A 16539-nucleotide genomic window follows, 5' to 3' on the forward strand; every position below is an offset into this window, starting at 1 on the left:
CGACTCGGTCGTTTCACCCACGCATCGACAGGTGACCCGGAAACGAGTAAGGCATCCCCGAGGGCACGTTCGACTTCGATCGCAGGTGACTATTCATGGAGAACTGGCGAGACCATGCCGCGTGCCGCCACGAGGACCCCGACCTGTTCTTCCCGATCGGCACCACCGGTCCGGCGCTGGTACAGCAGGAGCAGGCCAAGGCGGTCTGCCGGCGCTGCCCGGTCCGGGAGGAGTGCCTGGAGTGGGCGCTCGACACCGGTCAGGCCATCGGGGTCTGGGGCGGTACGAGCGAGAACGAGCGCCGTGCGCTGAAGCGGCGTGCGGCCGCCCGCAGGCGCTCAGGATGAGGCGGAGGCCCGGCGTCGGGTGACGCCGGGCCACGTCAGCGACCGCCGCGCCGCAGTGGACCCCAGGAGTTCTCCTGCCGTTCCACCGCGGCGCGCGCCTCGTCGATCACCCCGGGTTCGATCCAGCTCATCGGCCGCACGTCCGCGACCAGCGGCTCGTTGTCGGGCCCGCGGCCCGTCTCCCGGCCTTGCAGGACCCAGGGGCGGACGTCGGTGCCCTTGTCGTGCGGCAGGTGCGAGTAGTCGTACAGACGCCTGGCCACCCACACCTCCACGGGGCGCCCCTGCCACCATTCCTCCACGTCGAGCGGATTGGCCGACAGCCCCGGCATCGGTACGCCCGTGAGGTCGTCGGTGCTGGACACGTCGGCGAGGTCGGTGACGGGACCCCGCGACCAGCGGACGTACAGGCTGTCGTGCCGTTCGACCAGGCCGGTGAGCTCGGCGAGTGTCCGTACCACCGGCAGGTCGTCCGAGCCGCTCATGGCATGACCTCCCTCATCGCCCCGGGCTACGCGCCCCACCGGCAGACGGGGTACCCGGGCGACGGGAACGGAACCGGCCCGGGCTTCACCTCGGCGAGGCGCCGGGCAGGCGCAGCGTGAAGACGCTGCCGGCGCCGGGTTCGCTCCGTGCGACGGCCGTGCCGCCGTGGGCGGCGACCAGATGGCGGACGATCGGCAGGCCCAGTCCGCTGCCTCCGGTACGGCGGCTGCGGGACTTCTCGGCGCGCCAGAACCGGTCGAAGACGTGCGGCAGATCCCCCGGCGCGATGCCGGTGCCGGTGTCGGTGACCTCCAGCAGCACGTCGTCGCCGTCCGGGCGCGCGGCCAGGGTGACCGTGCCGTCGGCGGGTGTGTGACGCAGCGCGTTGGAGACCAGGTTGCCGAGGGCCTGGCGCATGCGTACCCGGTCGGCGTCCAGCCACGGCTCGCCCTCCACCGTCGTGCGCAGGACGACTCCCGCCGCGTCGGCGGCGACGCGGTGGGCGGCGGCCACCTGGTCCAGGAGCTCGTCGCAGCGCACCGGCTCCCGGTGCAGCCTCAGCGTGCCGGCGTCGGCGTCGGCGAGGTCGCGCAGGTCGTCGATGACCCGCTGGAGCACGAGGGCCTCGTCGTGCAGGGCGGCGAGCAGGGCCGGGTCGGGGTCGACGACGCCGTCCCGTGTGACCTCCAGCCAGCCGCGGATGTTGGTGAGCGGGGTGCGCAGTTCGTGCGCGATGTCGCTGACCATGGCCCGGCGCTGGACCTCCAGTCGTTCCCGGCGTTCGGTCAGGGCGTTGAAGGCCGCCGCCAGGATGCCGGTCTCGTCGCGGGTGGTGACGGGGACGCGCACATGCCGCTCGGGCGGCTGCCGGGCCGCCTCCGTCAGCGCGCGCAGCGGCCGGACGAGCCGGGTGGCGACCACGGCCGTGACGGCCACGGTGACGGCGAGCACCAGCCCGGCGGCGCCGACGACCTTGGCCTTGTTGGCCGCCGACATGTCGAACCGGACGGCGGGGGCGTCCCCACCCCCGCCCAGGAACAGGTGGGCGGCGGGGGCGACGTACGGGTCGAGCTGGGCGCGCCGGGCCCGGTCGAGGCAGGGCCGGGCGGCGCGCCTGACGTCGGCATCCGCCTTGGCGAATGTGGGCGGGTCGCTCACACCCCGCGCGGCCGGGGTGGAGTCCACACCCAGGAACAGCGGCACAGCGGGGTCCAGTCCGGCCCGGACCAGACAGTCCCCGGCGAGCTTCTCCAGCGCGGCCAGCGCCTTCCGCTCCGTGGGAGTCGGCGTGTTGAACAAACCGTCGGCACACTCGTCGGGTACGTACGCCCGGTCACCGCTGCCGTCCGCCCCGGTGAGGACCGGGCGGCCGCTCGGCGTGCGGGTCATGGTGAGGTCGATGCCGTGGCGGGCGAAGCACCGCTGCCGTGCCCGGGCAAGCCCCTCGACCTTGGTGCGTTCGGCCTCCGTCAGCCGGTACGGGCCCACCGCCCGGGGGTCCGTACCGCCGAGCTGGGCGCCGCGCTCGCTGTAGGTGTCGACGCGCAGCGGGTCGACGGTGGCGGCGGCGCTCACCGGCAGGGCGGTGCCGCGCGGCGCGGAGTCGGCGATCGGGGTGCGGTCGGCGGTGGTCAGGGCGATGCGCCGGCCGGTCTTCGCGGACAACTCCCGTACGGTGTCCCGCACTCCGCTCCAGTCGGGGTGGGTCGCCGCGTAGCCGCTGAGCCGGGCCAGGACGTCCATGTCGTCGGCGAGGACCTGCCCCTGTTCCTCCCGCAGCGCGCGGGTGGTGGTCTCCACCGCGAGCCAGGCCGTGGCCGCCACGGAGCACACGGCGATCAGTCCCGAGGCGATCAGCAGCCGGACCAGCAGGCGCTTGCGCAGCGGTATCCGGGCGCTCATCCGCGGCCGCCGCTCAGCTTGTAGCCGACCCCGAAGACGGTCAGCAGCCGCACCGGCCGGCGCGGGTCGGGCTCCGTCTTGCGGCGCAGGTTCATGATGTGGACGTCGACGGCCCGTTCGGTGGAGGCCCGGTCGGTGCCCCGGGTGATCTCCAGCAACTGCCGCCGGGAGAACACCCGTTCCGGTTCGGCGGCCATGGCGAGCAGGATCTCGAACTCGGCCGGTGTGCACTCCACCGGTCTGCCCTCGCAGCGCACCTCGTGCCGTACCGGGTCCACGGCGATGCCGCCGGCGCGGACGACGGGGTCCTCCGGCCGGTCGGTGCGCCCGCTGCGGCGCAGGACCGTGCGGATGCGGGCCATCAGCTCGCGCGGGCTGTAAGGCTTGGTCATGTAGTCGTCCGCGCCCAGTTCCAGGCCGCGCAGAACGTCGTCCTCGGCGGTGCGGGCGGTGAGCATCAGGACGGGGATGTCGTCGTCGCGGCGCAGCGCGCGGCACACGTCGAAGCCGTCGATCACCGGCAGCATCAGGTCCAGGACGACGAGGTCCGGGCGCCGGCGGCGGGCCGCGTCGAGGGCGGCCGCGCCGTCGTGGACCACGGTGATGGTGTGGCCCTCCACCAACAGTGAGCGGCGGATCAGTTCGGCCTGCATCTCGTCGTCCTCGGCGACCAGCACATGTGCGCACACGCGGCGGATCCTAAGCGGTCGGGGAGTTGAGAAGGGACTCAGCGGGCCAGGGACTTCGCGTCGCCCATGACGACCACGGGATGCCGGGCCGGGTCCAGTGCCAGCAGCAGGGCCCGCATGTGCTCCTTGGCGATGCTGACGCAGCCCTGGGTGGGGCCGTCGTGGTCGACGTGCAGCCAGATGCCCCCGCCGCGGCTCGCGCCGAGCGGACGCGTCCAGTCCAGCGGTGACAGGCCGGGCTCGCGGTTGTAGTCGATGGCGATGACGTAGTCGAAGGATCCGGCCAGCGGCTCCCCCTCGAAACCGGTGCCGGCGACGGTGAACCCGCCGGAGCGGTCGTACGGCAGCCGGGTCCCGGGGTCGCGCAGACGGCCGCCGGCGTCGCTGAGGGTGTAGACGCCGACGGGCGAGCGCAGGTCGCCGACGCGGTGATGGTCGGTCCAGCCCCGCAGCGCGTTGTGCGCGGGCCAGCTCTCGCCGGCCTGCCAGCCGGTCGCGGTGCGCTCGTAGAGCACGACCGTGGACAGCGGGGAGTTCTTGCCGCGGCCGGTGACGACGACGGCCTGCCGGGCTCGGGAAGGCACCTGCGCCAGGGTCTTCGGGCCCAGTCCGGGCAGCTCGCGCGGCGCTGCCCGGGCGGAGACCGCGGGCGCGGACGGCGGAGCGCTCGTCGTCGGGGCGGTCTCGGCGCGGTGCTCGGAGACCGCCGCCGCGCCGCCACCGCATCCCGTGAGGAGCAGGGACGCGGCGAGCAGCGCGGCGGGGGGTCTGCGTCTGATCATGGTCAGAACACTGACCGACACTTGTGAGGAACTCGTCAGGTTCCAGGGCCTGTTCGGTTCCCCGTCCTCGCGGTCACGGGGTGCGCGGCTTGCCCTTCGTGTACAGCCAGGTGTGGAAGAGGGCGTCGAGGTTCTTGCCCGACTCGCGTTCCGCGAGGCGGACGAACTGGGCGGTGGTGGCGTGTCCGTAGCGGTGTGCGGCCGCCCAGGCGCGCAGGATCCGGAAGAACGCCGGGTCCCCGACGGCCGTGCGCAGGGCGTGCAGGGTCATCGCGCCCCGGGCGTAGACGGGGGTGCCGAAGATGTTCGCGCCGCTGCCCGGGTCTCCGGGCGGGAAGGCCCACAGCCCGTCGCTCGCGGGGCGGGCGTAGAGGTCGTCGAAGGTCTTCTGCGCGCTGTCGCCGCCGTGCTGCTCGCTGTAGAGCCACTCGGTGTAGACCGCGAAGCCCTCGTTGAGCCAGATGTCCTTCCAGGAGGTGAGGGTGACGGAGTCGCCGAACCACTGGTGGGCGCTCTCGTGGACGAGCGTGCTCAGGTCGGGCGCCGCGGAGTAGACCGGGCGCGACTGGGTCTCCAGGGCGTAGCCCACGTTCGGGGCCCGGTCCACGATCGAGCCGGCGGCCCGGAAGGGGTAGGGCCCGAACAGCTTGCTCTCCCACTCCAGCACGGACGGCAGCTGCTTGAGCACCGACGCCGCCTTGTCGGCCTCGCGGGGGTCGACGGCGTCGTACACCTGGATCCCGTCGCGTGTGGTGTACCGCGTGGTCCTGAAGGTGCCGACGGTCGCCGTGGCCAGGTAGGCGGCCATGGGCTCGCTCTGCCGCCAGCGGAAGGTGGTCCGTCCGTCGCGCGTGCGCTCGCCGAGGAGGACGCCGTTGGCGACGGCCGTCTTCCCCTGGGGGACCGTGAGGGTGAAGTCGTACGACGCCTTGTCCGTGGGGTGGCTGTTCGCGGGGAACCAGGTCATGGCGCCCTGCGGCTCCCCGGCGACGAAGGCGCCGTCGTCGGTGGGGATCCAGCCGTCGAGCGAGCCGTCCGGGTCGGTGACCGGTTTCGGGGTGCCGGAGTAGGTGACGGCGACCCGGAACCACTGGCCCTTGTGCAGGGTGCGGCGCGGGGTGACGACGAGTTCCTGGCCGTCGCGCCGGTGGTCCGCCTTGACGTGGTCGACGGTGAGGCCGGTGACCTTCAGTCCGCTCAGGTCGAGGTCGAAGCGGGTCAGGCGCTGGGTGGCGCGGGCCGTGAGGACGGCCTTGCCGGTGAGGTGGCCGCTGCCGGGGTCGTAACCCAGTGTCAGGTCGTAGTGCCGGACGTCGTAACCGCCGTTGCCGGAGAGCGGGAAGTAGGGGTCACCGACTCCCGGCGAGCCCGCCGACCGTGGTGCGGTGGCCCCTAGCAGTGCGGCGAGGACGACGGGAGTGGTGGCGAGAACGAAGGTGCGTCTGACAGCCTTCGGCACGTGTGCTCCTACAGGTGGGGGGGTGAGCGACGGGCTCACCCTAAATGTCACCCGTCCGCGCCTCGACCATGATCAGGTCAAGTCGCGGCGCCGCCCGTGCTCTTCCCCGCAGTACGCTCCGGACACCGCCCCTCTCCCTGGAGAAAGGCCCGCCGTGAGCATTCGCGTCCGTCGCGTGTACGACCCGCCCGAGCCCGGGGACGGCGTGCGCGTCCTGGTCGACCGGCTGTGGCCGCGCGGCCTGTCCAAGGACGCGGCCCGTGTGGACGAGTGGCCGAAGGCACTCACCCCGTCGACCGAGCTGCGCCGCTGGTATCACGCGGGCGAGGGGGCGTACGAGGAGTTCGCCGAGCGGTACGAGGCAGAGCTGGACGCACCTGAGGCGTCGGAACAACTGGACCACGTGCGGGAGTTGGCGCGGGCCGGTGACGTGACCCTGCTGACCGCGTCGAAGACGCCGGAGCAGAGTCACGCCACCGTGCTGGTCCGCCTCCTCAACGGCTGAGCCTGCTCGGCGGTCAGCAGTCAGCGATCAGCCGGTCTGCCGTGCCGCCGCCCGGCCCGCCGCCCGCCCGGAGAAGAGGCAGCCGCCCAGGAAGGTGCCCTCCAGCGCGTTGTAGCCGTGGACGCCACCGCCGCCGAAGCCGGCGACCTCACCCGCGGCGTAGAGACCGTCGAGCGGCTCGCCGTCGGTGCCGAGGGCGCGGGAGTCGAGGTCGGTCTGGATCCCGCCGAGGGTCTTGCGGGTCAGGGTGTGCAGCTTGACGCCGATCAGGGGCCCGGCCGCCGGGTCGAGGATGCGGTGCGGGGTGGCGACCCGGCCGAGGCGGTCGCCGATATAGCGGCGGGCGTTGCGGATGCCCTGCACCTGGGCGTCCTTGCTGTAGGCGTTGGCGATCTGGAGGTCGCGGGCCTCGATCTGGCGCCGGATCCCGGCCGCGTCGAGCAGCGCCTTGTCGGTCAGCTCGTTCATCTTGTCCACGAGTTGCTCCAGGTTCGGCGCGGTCACGAAGTCCGCGCCCTTGCGCAGGAACGCGTCGACCGGGCCTGGCGCGCCCTTGCCGAGGATGCGCTCCTTCAGGAACCCGGCGCGGTCCTTGGCGGTGATGTCGGGGTTCTGCTCGGAGCCGGAGAGGGCGAACTCCTTCTCGATGATCTTCTGGGTGAGGATGAACCAGGAGTGGTCGTGGTCCGCGATGTCCTCGGTGGTGCGCAGGTACTTGAGGGTGCTGAGGGTGTCGTAGCCGGGCAGGCAGGGTTCGGGCAGGCGGCGGCCGAGGGCGTCGAACCACATCGAGGACGGGCCGGGCAGGATGCGGATGCCGTGGCCGGGCCAGATGGGGTCCCAGTTCTGGATGCCCTCGGTGTAGTGCCACATGCGGTCACGGTTGACCAGGCGCACACCGGCCTGCGCGCTGATGTCGAGCATCCGGCCGTCGACGTAGGCGGGGACACCGGTGACCATCTCGGCGGGCGGGGTGCCGAGGCGTTCGGGCCAGTAGCGGCGGACGATCTCGTGGTTGGCGCCGATTCCGCCGGTGGTGACGATCACGGCCTTGGCGGTGAGCTCGAAGTCGCCGACGCGGTCGCGGTTGGAGGCGACACCTCGGGGCGAGCGGTCCTCGGCCAGGACGGTGCCGCGCACTCCGCGCGCCGCTCCCTCCTCGACGACCAGTTCGTCGACCCGGTGGCGGTGGTGGAAGGTGAGCAGTCCGTCGCGCGAGGCCTGCTTGGCGTACTCGACGAAGGGCTCCACGACGCCGGTGCCGGTGCCCCAGGCGACGTGGAAGCGGGGCACGGAGTTGCCGTGGCCGTGGGCGCTCAGGTCACCGCGCTCGGCCCAGCCGACGGTGGGCAGGAACTTGATGCCGTGCCCCTCCAGCCAGGACCGCTTCTCCCCGGCCGCGAACTCGACGTAGGCGCGCGCCCAGCGCACCGCCCAGGAGTCCTCGTCGTCGGTCCGGTCGAATTGCGCACTGCCCTGCCAGTCGTTCCAGGCCAGGTCGAAGGAGTCCTTGATGCCGAGGCGGCGCTGCTCCGGGGAGTCGACGAGGAACAGCCCGCCGAAGGACCAGAAGGCCTGCCCGCCGAGGTTGGCGGCGTTCTCCTGGTCCACCAGCGCGACCCGGCGGCCCCTGCTGGTCAGCTCGTGTGCGGCGACCAGACCCGCGAGCCCGGCTCCGACGACGATGACGTCGGCATCCATGGCGACCGTCCCTTCCTCATACGGTTGTGTCGCTGCCGTCGGTGAGCAGCGCGGTGAGCAGTTGTTTGAGCCAGCCGCGGGCACGGTCGACGTCCCCGTCCAGCAGCAGTTGGACGGTGACCCCGTCGTAGGCGGCGACCACCGCGTGGGCGACCCCGTCGACGGAGCCGAGCACCGCGGGCAGCCAGGCGGAGCCCTCCGCCCGGTCCAGCCATTGCGCGACCGCCTGCCGCAGCCGCGCCCGGTGTTCGAGCAGGGTCCGCGCGACCTCGGGCGCACGGGCGGCGTGCACCAGGAAGTCGGTCTTCACCAGGAGCCAGTCCCGGTCCAGGAGCAGCACCTCGGTGACCCGGTCCACGGCGGCCGGCACGTCCAGTCCCGGCCCCTCGACGGCGAGCGCCCCGGCGACCTGTTCGGCGATCAGGTCGGCCCGTTGCCGGTACAGGGCGAAGAACAGCTCGTCCAGGCTGCCGAAGTTCGAGTAGAAGGCGCCCCGGCTGTAGCCGGCGGCCTCGCAGACCTCCTCGATGGAGACCCGCCCGAACCCCTTGGCGGCGAAGACCGCGAAGGCGGCGTCCAGGAGGTTGGCCCGCGTACGGACACGTCGTTTGGTGACGCGCCTGGTCGTCTCCTCCACCGCCATCTCCGGGCCTCCGTTCGATACAGGAATGTATCCGATACGGAGATGTATCGAAAGCGGTTCGAGGCGCTCAAGAGAGGCACCAGAGCCCGGTCCGGAATTCATGGGAACAGACATTCGAATACGGGGTACGCTGGAACCATGAGCACGCATCTCCAGGCCTCCCTCTTCGACCAGACCGACCGGCTCCGGCTCGGCCCCCTCGACGGGATCCACCGGACCGTGCTCGGATCCGGCGCCTGGATCGACGTACTGCCGGGCTGGCTGAGCGGCTCGGACGCCCTGTTCGAACAGCTGGCGACTCAAGTGCCGTGGCGGGCGGAGCGCCGCACGATGTACGACCACGTCGTCGACGTCCCGCGGCTGCTGGCGTTCTACGGCGCCGGCGACGCCCTGCCGCACCCCCTGCTGGACCGGGCTCGCGAGGCGCTGTCCGCGCACTACGCCGAGGAGCTGGGCGAACCGTTCACGACGGCCGGGTTGTGCTACTACCGCGACGGCCGGGACAGCGTGGCCTGGCACGGCGACCGGACCGGGCGGGGCGCCCGCGAGGACACCATGGTCGCGATCGTCTCCGTGGGCGCGCCCCGGGACCTGGCGCTACGGCCGGTACGCGGCGGCGACACCGTCCGACGGCCGCTGGGGCACGGGGACCTGATCGTGATGGGCGGCTCCTGTCAGCGGACCTGGGAGCACTCCGTGCCCAAGAGCACACGGGCCACGGGACCGCGCATCAGCATCCAGTTCCGTCCGCACGGCGTGCGGTGAGACCTCGGGCGGCGTGCGCCGGGGCGGAGAGGCGGCCGCTCCGGACGTGCGCGGGGGCTGCCTCCGGCGGACGGTGCCGGAGGCAGCCTCGTTACCGACGCCACCCCGCCCGCTGCCTGTTCGGCGGGTGAGCGGACCCGACGGCTCCACCCGCCTCCTGGTCTGCTTTGCTGGATCCGTCGGGCGGGGAACTCACGGTTCGGGGCGATCATGCGGGCAGACGTTCAGCACGTGGCCGACGGCACCTATCTGGTGCACGGCAGCAACACCAACTGGGTGATCCTCACCGAAGGGGACGCCCTGACGCTGATCGACACCGGCTACCCCGGGGACCGCGCCCAACTGCTCTCCTCCCTGGCGGAGGTGGGCGGTTCACCCGAGGCCGTCGAGGCCGTACTCATCACCCACGCCCACAACGACCACCTGGGCTCCGCCGAGTACCTGCGCGCCGGCTACGGCATGCCCGTCCACCTGCACGAGGCCGAAGTCCCGCACGCCCGGCGGGACTTCCTGAACCAGGTGAGTGTCGCAACGGTGCTGAAGAACGGCTGGCGGCCCGGCGTCCTGCCGTGGGCCGTGCACGCGATCCGCTCGGGCGGCACCGCCCATGTGCCGGTCGCCTCGCCGCAGCCGTTCCCGACGGCGGGCCCGCTGGACCTGCCCGGCAGACCCGTGCCGGTGCACACCCCCGGCCACACCGACGGGCACAGCGCCTTCCACCTCCCCGAGCGCGGGGTGGTGGTCTCGGGCGACGCCCTGGTCAGCGGCCACCCCACCTCCCGGGCCGCGGGACCGCAGCTGCTGCCGGACATGTTCCACCACGAGCGGTCCCGCGCCGTGGCCTCCCTGGCCGCGTTCGAAAAGCTGGACGGCGATCTGCTGGCGCCCGGGCACGGGCCCGTCCATCGCGGTCCGGTCCGTGAAGCGGCACTTCAGGCCCGGGAGAAAGCGCTTTAAGGTGAGGTGACGATCACCAGCGGGGCGCCGCGTCCGACGGAGCACGGGCCGCCCACCGCCTCGTAAGACAAGGACACGCGACCCATGGCCCTGCAGATCAGCGCGACCAACCCGGAGCATCCCGTGCTCCTGCTCGAACTGCCGTGGCACCTCCCCCTGGAGGAGTGGCCCGAGGAGTACCTGGTGCCGCTGCCGCGCGGTATCTCCCGCCACGTCGTGCGCTACGCCCGGGCCGGCGACGAGGTGATCGCCGTCAAGGAGCTCGCCGAGCGTCCGGCGCTGCGCGAGTACGAGCTGCTGCGCGACCTGGACCGCCTCGGCATCCCGGCCGTCGATCCCCTCGCCGTGGTCACCGGGCGCGCCGACGCCGAGGACGGCCCTCTGGAGTCGGTGCTGGTCACCCGGCACCTGGGCGGGTCGATGCCGTACCGGTCGATGTTCGAGACGACGATGCGGCCCGCCACCATGCACCGCCTGATGGACGCGCTGGCGGTGCTGCTGGTGCGACTGCACCTCGCCGGGTTCGCCTGGGGCGACTGCTCCCTGTCCAACACCCTGTTCCGGCGGGACGCGGGCGCCTACGCCGCCTACCTGGTGGACGCGGAGACCGGTGATCTGCACGCGCAGCTCAGCTCGGGGCAGCGCGACTACGACCTGGACCTGGCCCGGGTGAACATCAGCGGCGAACTGCTCGACCTGGAGGCGTCCGGGGCGCTGCACCCCTCCGTGGACCCGATCGAGTTCGGCATGGAGATCTGCGCGCGCTACGGCCGCCTGTGGGAGGAGCTGACCCGCACGTCCGTCTACCCGGCGGGCAAGTACCACTACATCGAACGCCGGATCCGCCGTCTGAACGACCTCGGCTTCGACGTGGCCGAGATGCAGATCGAGCACGCCCCGAACGGCGACACGGTCACCTTCGTGCCGAAGGTCGTGGACGCCGGCCACCACCAGCGCCAGCTGCTGCGGCTGACCGGACTGGACACCGAGGAGAACCAGGCCCGGCGGCTGCTCAACGACCTGGAGAGCTGGATGGCCACCCAGGACGACTACGCCCCGGGCGACCCCCTCGGCGCCCGTCCGGAGGTGCTCGCCCACCGCTGGGTCCGCGACGTCTTCCGGCCCACCGTGCGGGCGGTGCCCCTTCAGATGCGCGGCTCGATGGACCCGGCCGAGATCTACCACGAGTTGCTGGAGCACCGCTGGTACCTGTCCGAGCGGGCACAGCACGACATCGGGCTGGACACGGCGGTGCAGGACTACATCACCAACATCCTTCCCCAGGCGCGCGAGACGCTCCAGCCCTCCCCCTCCGCGGACTGACTCAGGCGTGCGGCACCACGGCCACCGGGCAGCCCGCGTGGTGCAGGACGCCGTGGGCGACCGAGCCGATGCGGGCGCCCACGGCGGTGCGGTGGGCGCGCCGCCCGACCACCATCAACTGGGCCTGACCGGCCACGGACAGCAGCACCTGCCCGGCGCTGCCCATCTCCACGTGCTCGACGACCGGCACGTCGGGGAAGCGGTCGCGCCACGGCTGGAGTGCCGCCGCCAGGGCCTTCTGCTCGTACGGCTCCAGACCGCCGGCCTCGTCGAGCAGCTTCAGCGAGGCCGGGCTGTAGGCGAACAGCGGCGGAAGTGTCCAGGCCCGCACCGCGCGCACACCGGCACCGCGCGCCGCGGCCGTCTCGAACGCGAACCGCAGCGCCCCGGCGCTGTCCTCCGGGTCGCCCTGCTGGCCCACGACGATCTCGCGGCCGGCCGCCTCGGCGGCGGGCTCGTCACCGGCGCGCACCAGCACGACGGGCCGCTTCGACTCGACGATGACCTGCTGGCCGACCGAACCGACCAGGAACCCGACGACCCGGCCGTGGCCGCGCGAGCCGAGGACCAGCATCTCCGCCTCGGCCGCCGCGGCGACCAGCGCGTCCACGCTGCCGCCCTCCACCACGTCGGTGGACACCTCCAGCTCCGGATGCCGCTCGGTGACGGTCCGGGCGGCCTCACCCACCGCCTCGCGGGCCCAGCCGACCTGGACGTCCGGGTCCGCGGCCTCGACCGCCTCGTGAGACTGGAACCGCCAGGCATGCACCACCCGCAGCGCCAGCCTGCGACGGACCGCCTCCCGGGCCGCCCAGGCCAGCGCGGCCAGGCTCTCCTCGGTTCCGTCGATCCCTGCCGTGATCGGGCGCGTCATGCGATGGCCTCCCTGCGTCGCGAAACTCATTCGTCCCTCCGGACCAGTCTTCCCTACCCTGTCCCCATGAATTTGGAGTGGGAGCAGGTCATGGTGGACTCGGCCGATCCGACGGCCCTGGGCCGCTGGTGGGCCGAGGCGCTCGGCTGGGTCGTCGTCGACGACTCCGCCGAGACGTTCGAGATCCGGCCCGAGAAGGACCGGCTGCCCGGACTGCTGTTCGTGCGCGTACCGGAGACGAAGACCATCAAGAACCGTCTCCATCTCGACTTCCGCCCCGAGGACCAGGAGGCCGAGGTCACCCGCCTCCTCGCGCTCGGCGCCCGCCGCGCGGACCTCGGGCAGGGCGAGCAGTCCTGGGTGACGCTGTGGGACCCGGAGGGCAACGAGTTCTGCGTGCTCGGCCCGCGCCGCTCCTGACGCCGGGCGCCCCGCCCTCATACCTGCGCGCGGCGGGTCGATCGAACATACGATGGGCGGGACCGGGCCGGTGACGACGGGGACACCGTGCCCCCGCATCGAACCACTCGGGGTGGGAGACGTATGGCACAGGCCGCGGACGCAGCGCGGACCGTCATCCTGACCGTGGACGACGATCCGGGAGTCTCTCGTGCCGTCGCCCGCGATCTGCGGCGGCGCTACGGCGAGTCGTACCGGATCGTGCGTGCGGAGTCCGGCGAGTCCGCACTGGAGGCGCTGCGGGAGCTGAAGCTGCGCGGTGACCTGGTGGCCGTGATCCTGGCCGACTACCGGATGCCGCAGATGAACGGCATCGAGTTCCTGGAACAGGCCCTGGACGTGTACCCGGGGGCGCGGCGGGTGCTGCTGACCGCGTACGCGGACACCAGCGCGGCGATCGACGCGATCAACGTCGTCGACCTCGACCACTATCTCCTCAAGCCGTGGGACCCGCCCGAGGAGAAGCTGTACCCGGTCCTGGACGACCTCCTTCAGGCCTGGCGGTGCAGCGACTACCGGCCGGTGCCCGCCACCAAGGTGGTCGGACACCGCTGGTCGGCGCGTTCGTCGGACGTCCGGGAGTTCCTGGCCCGCAACCAGGTGCCCTACCGCTGGTACTCGGCCGACGAGCCCGAGGGGCGGCGGCTGCTGGCGGCGGCCGGGCAGGACGGGCAGCGACTGCCCCTGGTGATCACCCCGGACGGCGCGCCGCTGGTCGAACCGGAGGCGCCCGAACTGGCCGCGCAGGTGGGCCTGGCGACGACACCCGCGGCGGACTTCTACGACCTCGTCGTCATCGGCGGCGGCCCGGCCGGGCTCGGCTCGGCCGTCTACGGGGCCTCCGAGGGGCTGCGGACCGTGCTCGTGGAGCGGTCGGCGACCGGCGGACAGGCCGGGCAGAGCTCCCGCATCGAGAACTACCTCGGCTTCCCCGACGGTGTGTCGGGCGCCCAGCTCACCGACCGCGCCCGGCGGCAGGCCACCCGGTTCGGCGCCGAGATCCTCACCGCCCGCGAGGTGGCGGGGCTGGAGATCAACGGATCGGCGCGGGTCGTACGGTTCTCCGACGGCTCGGCGATCGCCGCGCACAGCGTGATCCTGGCGACCGGCGTGTCGTACCGGCAGCTCGACGCGCCGGGCACCTCGGATTTGACCGGCTGCGGGGTGTTCTACGGCTCGGCGCTGACCGAGGCGGCCTCCTGCCAGGGGCACGACGTGTACATCGTCGGCGGCGCCAACTCCGCCGGTCAGGCGGCGATGTACCTGGCCCGGGGCGCCAAGTCGGTGACGCTGCTGGTGCGCGGGGAGTCGCTGACGTCCTCGATGTCGTACTACCTGATCCAGCAGATCGAGGAGTCGCCCAACATCTCGGTGCGCTGCGGCACCGTGGTGGAGGCGGCGCACGGCTCCGAGCACCTGGAGCAGCTGACGCTGCGCGACGTGGCGAGCGGGCGGACCGAACTCGTCGACGCGCAGTGGATGTTCGTGTTCATCGGCGCGGCCCCGCGCACCGACTGGCTGGACGGCACGGTACTGCGGGACGAGCACGGTTTCATCCTGGCCGGACCCGACCTGACCCCGGACGGGCGACCGCCCGCGGACTGGGAGCTGGACCGGCCGCCGTACCACCTGGAGACCAACATTCCCGGCGTGTTCGTCGCGGGTGACGCCCGCGCCGAGTCGGCGAAGCGGGTCGCGTCCGCCGTCGGAGAGGGAGCCATGGCCGTGATGCTCGTCCACCGTTATCTGGAGCAGTCGTGAGCGGGCAGCTCATGCCGTGCAGCCCGCGGGAGATCGGGGCGCTGTTCCTGTTCGAGAAGCTGTCCGCCGAGCAGTTGGGGCAGCTGTGCGCGGCCGGGCGGGTGGAGCGCTTCGAGCCCGGCCCGGTGTACACCGAGGGCGATCCCGCCACCTGCTTCTACGTGATGATCGAGGGCACGGTCGTGCTGTCCCGCCGGGTTGGCGGCGACGATGTGGAGGTCAGCCGGACCTCGCAGAGCGGGGTGTACGCCGGCTCCATGCAGGCGTATCTGGGCGACCGGGTGCGGCAGGTCTACAACAACTCCATGCGGGTCACGGAGCCCTCGCGGTTCTTCGTGCTGCCCGCCGAGACGTTCTCGGCGTTCATGCAGGAGTGGTTCCCGATGGCGGTCCATCTGCTGGAGGGGCTGTTCTTCGGTTCGAAGAACACCCAGCGGGCCATCGGACAGCGTGAACGGCTGCTGGCGCTCGGCTCGTTGTCCGCCGGTCTCACGCACGAGCTCAACAACCCCGCCGCGGCGGCCGTCCGGGCCACCGCGACCCTGCGGGAGCGGGTGGGCAAGATGCGGCACAAGCTCGCCATCATCGCCCAGGGTTCCTACTCCCCCGAGGTCATGGCGAACCTGATCGACATCCAGGAACGCACCGCCGAACGCGTCGCCAAGGCGCCTGCACTGAGCCCGCTGGAGGCCTCCGATCGGGAGGACGTCCTCACCGACTGGCTCGACGACCACGACATCCCCGACGGCTGGCGGATCGCGCCGACCTTCGTGCAGGCCGGTCTCGACGCCGACTGGCTCGACCAGGTGGCGGCCGCCGTGGACGAGCGGATCCTGCCCAGCGCGATCGGCTGGCTCAACTACACCGTCGAGACCGAGCTGTTGATGGACGAGATCAACGACTCCACCAACCGCATCTCGCACCTCGTCGACGCCGCCAAGCAGTACTCGCAGCTCGACCGGGCGCCGTATCAGGTCGTCGACGTGCACGAACTCCTCGACAGCACCCTGCTGATGCTGTCGGGCAAGATCGGCCAGAAGATCAAGGTCGTCAAGGAGTACGACCGTACGGTGCCGAAGGTGCCGGCGTACCCGGCGGAGCTCAACCAGGTGTGGACCAACCTGATCGACAACGCCGTCCACGCCATGAACAGCACGGGCGGGGAGGGCTCGCTGACCGTGCGGACGGCGCTCGACCACGACCGGCTGCTGGTGGAGTTCCGCGACACGGGGCCCGGGGTGCCGCGGGAGATCCGCAACCGGATCTTCGACCCGTTCTTCACCACCAAGCCGGTGGGCGAGGGCACCGGGCTCGGGCTCGACATCTCCTGGCGGATCGTCGTCACCAAGCACCACGGGAGTCTTCAGGTGGAGTCCGAGCCGGGCGACACCCGCTTCCAGGTGCTCCTTCCGCTGACCGCGTCGGAGCCCGAGGAAACACCGGAGGAGTCGGTATGAGCGGCGAGAGTGGTATCGACGGCATCGACCCCGGCGTGGCGCCGAGCGGCGCCGGGTGCTTGGAGTGCGACGCGGGCGGCGGATGGTGGTTCCATCTGCGGCGGTGCGCGCAGTGCGGGCACGTGGGGTGTTGCGACTCCTCGCCGGCGAAGCACGCGACGGGGCATTTCCGGGAGACCGGGCATCCCTTGGTACAGAGCTTCGAGCCCGGTGAGGGGTGGTACTGGAACTTCGCGACGAACGAGATGTACGAGTCGGGGCCGGAGTTGGCGCCGCCGGCCAGTCATCCGGCGGATCAGCCCGCGCCGGGGCCTGCGGGGCGGGTGCCGTCCGACTGGGCTCGCGTGCTGCGCGGGTGAGCGCTGTGTAGGGGGCTTCTGTCCCGCGCCCCTTGCCTGCGCTCCCGACGGCCTCGGTCCCGGACGCGCT

Annotated in this window: 17 protein-coding genes; 9 read left to right on the plus strand and 8 right to left on the minus strand. The window is 72.2% G+C overall.

The features are described from left to right. Positions 1-95: 95 nt before the first annotated feature. A complete protein-coding gene (locus SLINC_RS02490; protein ID WP_067426144.1) occupies positions 96-347 on the plus strand; it encodes a WhiB family transcriptional regulator in 252 nt (83 codons plus the stop codon). 35 nt (positions 348-382) lie between these two features. On the opposite strand, the gene SLINC_RS02495 is transcribed toward SLINC_RS02490, so the two are convergent. The 5 genes from SLINC_RS02495 to SLINC_RS02515 form a co-directional block, all read right to left on the minus strand. Continuing rightward, complete coding sequence (locus SLINC_RS02495) at positions 383-832, minus strand: DUF6098 family protein (protein WP_067426146.1); 450 nt, start codon at positions 830-832, stop codon at positions 383-385. 85 nt (positions 833-917) lie between these two features. Beyond that, positions 918-2735: a sensor histidine kinase gene (locus tag SLINC_RS02500; RefSeq protein WP_067426148.1), complete on the minus strand. Its 1818-nt coding sequence runs from the start codon at positions 2733-2735 to the stop codon at positions 918-920. Then, a complete protein-coding gene (locus SLINC_RS02505) occupies positions 2732-3424 on the minus strand; it encodes a response regulator transcription factor (RefSeq protein ID WP_067426150.1) in 693 nt (230 codons plus the stop codon). Before SLINC_RS02505 ends, SLINC_RS02500 begins: the two co-directional genes overlap by 4 nt. A 38-nt stretch (positions 3425-3462) precedes the next feature. Next, a complete protein-coding gene (locus SLINC_RS02510) occupies positions 3463-4206 on the minus strand; it encodes a hypothetical protein (protein WP_067444841.1) in 744 nt (247 codons plus the stop codon). A 73-nt stretch (positions 4207-4279) separates the two neighbouring features. Continuing rightward, positions 4280-5665, minus strand: coding sequence for a M1 family metallopeptidase (locus SLINC_RS02515; protein WP_067426152.1), 1386 nt, complete (start codon positions 5663-5665; stop codon positions 4280-4282). 154 nt (positions 5666-5819) lie between these two features. Here SLINC_RS02515 and SLINC_RS02520 point away from each other — a divergent pair, with 154 nt between their 5' ends. After that, positions 5820-6170: a DUF488 domain-containing protein gene (locus SLINC_RS02520; protein WP_067426155.1), complete on the plus strand. Its 351-nt coding sequence runs from the start codon at positions 5820-5822 to the stop codon at positions 6168-6170. Positions 6171-6197: 27 nt separating this feature from the next. Here the strand turns inward: SLINC_RS02520 and SLINC_RS02525 are convergent, their stop codons facing one another. Both SLINC_RS02525 and SLINC_RS02530 read right to left on the minus strand, forming a co-directional pair. Next, positions 6198-7871, minus strand: coding sequence for an FAD-binding dehydrogenase (locus SLINC_RS02525; protein WP_067426157.1), 1674 nt, complete (start codon positions 7869-7871; stop codon positions 6198-6200). A 16-nt stretch (positions 7872-7887) separates the two neighbouring features. Then, on the minus strand, positions 7888-8514 hold the full coding sequence (locus SLINC_RS02530) for a TetR/AcrR family transcriptional regulator (protein ID WP_067426159.1): 627 nt from the start codon (positions 8512-8514) through the stop codon (positions 7888-7890). Between the two features lie 138 nt (positions 8515-8652). Here SLINC_RS02530 and SLINC_RS02535 point away from each other — a divergent pair, with 138 nt between their 5' ends. The 3 genes from SLINC_RS02535 to SLINC_RS02545 all read left to right on the plus strand — a co-directional run bounded on the left by SLINC_RS02535 (position 8653) and on the right by SLINC_RS02545 (position 11559). Next, complete coding sequence (locus SLINC_RS02535; protein ID WP_067426161.1) at positions 8653-9279, plus strand: alpha-ketoglutarate-dependent dioxygenase AlkB; 627 nt, start codon at positions 8653-8655, stop codon at positions 9277-9279. Positions 9280-9489: 210 nt separating this feature from the next. Beyond that, positions 9490-10236: an MBL fold metallo-hydrolase gene (locus SLINC_RS02540; protein WP_067426163.1), complete on the plus strand. Its 747-nt coding sequence runs from the start codon at positions 9490-9492 to the stop codon at positions 10234-10236. 84 nt (positions 10237-10320) lie between these two features. After that, the gene (locus SLINC_RS02545; RefSeq protein WP_067426165.1) at positions 10321-11559 is read left to right on the plus strand and encodes a DUF4032 domain-containing protein; all 1239 of its coding nucleotides are present in this window, start codon (positions 10321-10323) and stop codon (positions 11557-11559) included. A gap of 1 nt (position 11560) precedes the next feature. Here SLINC_RS02545 and SLINC_RS02550 read toward each other — a convergent pair whose 3' ends face one another. Beyond that, entirely contained in the window at positions 11561-12433 is an 873-nt protein-coding gene (locus SLINC_RS02550; protein ID WP_067426167.1) for a universal stress protein, read from the minus strand. 66 nt (positions 12434-12499) lie between these two features. Between SLINC_RS02550 and SLINC_RS02555 the strand changes: the two genes are divergently transcribed. From SLINC_RS02555 to SLINC_RS02570, 4 genes are all read left to right on the plus strand, one after another. Beyond that, the gene (locus SLINC_RS02555; protein ID WP_067426169.1) at positions 12500-12853 is read left to right on the plus strand and encodes a VOC family protein; all 354 of its coding nucleotides are present in this window, start codon (positions 12500-12502) and stop codon (positions 12851-12853) included. Between the two features lie 123 nt (positions 12854-12976). Beyond that, entirely contained in the window at positions 12977-14653 is a 1677-nt protein-coding gene (locus tag SLINC_RS02560) for an NAD(P)/FAD-dependent oxidoreductase (protein WP_067426170.1), read from the plus strand. After that, a complete protein-coding gene (locus SLINC_RS02565; RefSeq protein WP_067426172.1) occupies positions 14650-16110 on the plus strand; it encodes an ATP-binding protein in 1461 nt (486 codons plus the stop codon). Before SLINC_RS02560 ends, SLINC_RS02565 begins: the two co-directional genes overlap by 4 nt. Next, entirely contained in the window at positions 16107-16469 is a 363-nt protein-coding gene (locus SLINC_RS02570) for a UBP-type zinc finger domain-containing protein (protein ID WP_067426174.1), read from the plus strand. Before SLINC_RS02565 ends, SLINC_RS02570 begins: the two co-directional genes overlap by 4 nt. Positions 16470-16539 lie beyond the last annotated feature (70 nt).

This window comes from Streptomyces lincolnensis, from assembly GCF_001685355.1.
Lineage (GTDB): Bacteria > Actinomycetota > Actinomycetes > Streptomycetales > Streptomycetaceae > Streptomyces > Streptomyces lincolnensis.

What these genes read in the sequence shown, in the direction of transcription:
- SLINC_RS02490 (WP_067426144.1), top strand. Translation starts at nt 96, where the DNA reads ATGGAGAACTGGCGAGACCATGCCGCGTGCCGCCACGAGGACCCCGAC.
- SLINC_RS02495 (WP_067426146.1), bottom strand. Translation starts at nt 832, where the DNA reads ATGAGCGGCTCGGACGACCTGCCGGTGGTACGGACACTCGCCGAGCTC.
- SLINC_RS02500 (WP_067426148.1), bottom strand. Translation starts at nt 2,735, where the DNA reads ATGAGCGCCCGGATACCGCTGCGCAAGCGCCTGCTGGTCCGGCTGCTG.
- SLINC_RS02510 (WP_067444841.1), bottom strand. Translation starts at nt 4,206, where the DNA reads ATGATCAGACGCAGACCCCCCGCCGCGCTGCTCGCCGCGTCCCTGCTC.
- SLINC_RS02525 (WP_067426157.1), bottom strand. Translation starts at nt 7,871, where the DNA reads ATGGATGCCGACGTCATCGTCGTCGGAGCCGGGCTCGCGGGTCTGGTC.
- SLINC_RS02530 (WP_067426159.1), bottom strand. Translation starts at nt 8,514, where the DNA reads ATGGCGGTGGAGGAGACGACCAGGCGCGTCACCAAACGACGTGTCCGT.
- SLINC_RS02535 (WP_067426161.1), top strand. Translation starts at nt 8,653, where the DNA reads ATGAGCACGCATCTCCAGGCCTCCCTCTTCGACCAGACCGACCGGCTC.
- SLINC_RS02540 (WP_067426163.1), top strand. Translation starts at nt 9,490, where the DNA reads ATGCGGGCAGACGTTCAGCACGTGGCCGACGGCACCTATCTGGTGCAC.
- SLINC_RS02545 (WP_067426165.1), top strand. Translation starts at nt 10,321, where the DNA reads ATGGCCCTGCAGATCAGCGCGACCAACCCGGAGCATCCCGTGCTCCTG.
- SLINC_RS02550 (WP_067426167.1), bottom strand. Translation starts at nt 12,433, where the DNA reads ATGACGCGCCCGATCACGGCAGGGATCGACGGAACCGAGGAGAGCCTG.
- SLINC_RS02555 (WP_067426169.1), top strand. Translation starts at nt 12,500, where the DNA reads ATGAATTTGGAGTGGGAGCAGGTCATGGTGGACTCGGCCGATCCGACG.
- SLINC_RS02560 (WP_067426170.1), top strand. Translation starts at nt 12,977, where the DNA reads ATGGCACAGGCCGCGGACGCAGCGCGGACCGTCATCCTGACCGTGGAC.
- SLINC_RS02570 (WP_067426174.1), top strand. Translation starts at nt 16,107, where the DNA reads ATGAGCGGCGAGAGTGGTATCGACGGCATCGACCCCGGCGTGGCGCCG.